The sequence below is a fragment of the Treponema sp. R6D11 genome, assembly GCF_054786075.1.
Genome location: NZ_BDHD01001263.1, coordinates 1 through 346, shown reverse-complemented (window position 1 = coordinate 346; position 346 = coordinate 1). Strand labels below are relative to the sequence as shown.

Below are 346 nucleotides of genomic sequence, written 5' to 3'. Positions count from 1 at the left end.
GGATGACGTCGTCTCGCAGACTACCGAGCGGCGCGTGATTCGCGCCACTGGCGTGCTCAGAGCACGCCGCGCATGCCGCGACGCACCGGCTTGGCGATGGCCAGCACGATCAGGCCCACGCCGAGGGTGACCGCACCGATCGTGCCGAAGTAGCCCACCTCGTTCTGCTCCGAGTAGGAGCCGGCCAGGGAGCCGGCCAGGGCCGTGCCCAGGGCGACGGACAGGTTGTACAGCGACACCATCATCACCGGGAAGCTGCGCGGGGCGACCTTGGTGGCCAGGGAGAGGCCCACCGGGGAGACGAGCAGCTCGCCCATGGTGCAGACGAAGAGGATCAGCGTCAGCC

The 346-nt window shown here is 69.4% G+C and carries 1 protein-coding gene; it reads right to left on the bottom strand.

Going from position 1 to position 346, the window contains the following annotated elements; translation table 11 throughout:
• Nucleotides 1-56 precede the first annotated feature (56 nt).
• A partial coding sequence (locus tag ACYVTD_RS18365) for a hypothetical protein (RefSeq protein WP_461249034.1) occupies nucleotides 57-346 on the bottom strand: 290 nt, incomplete at its 5' end.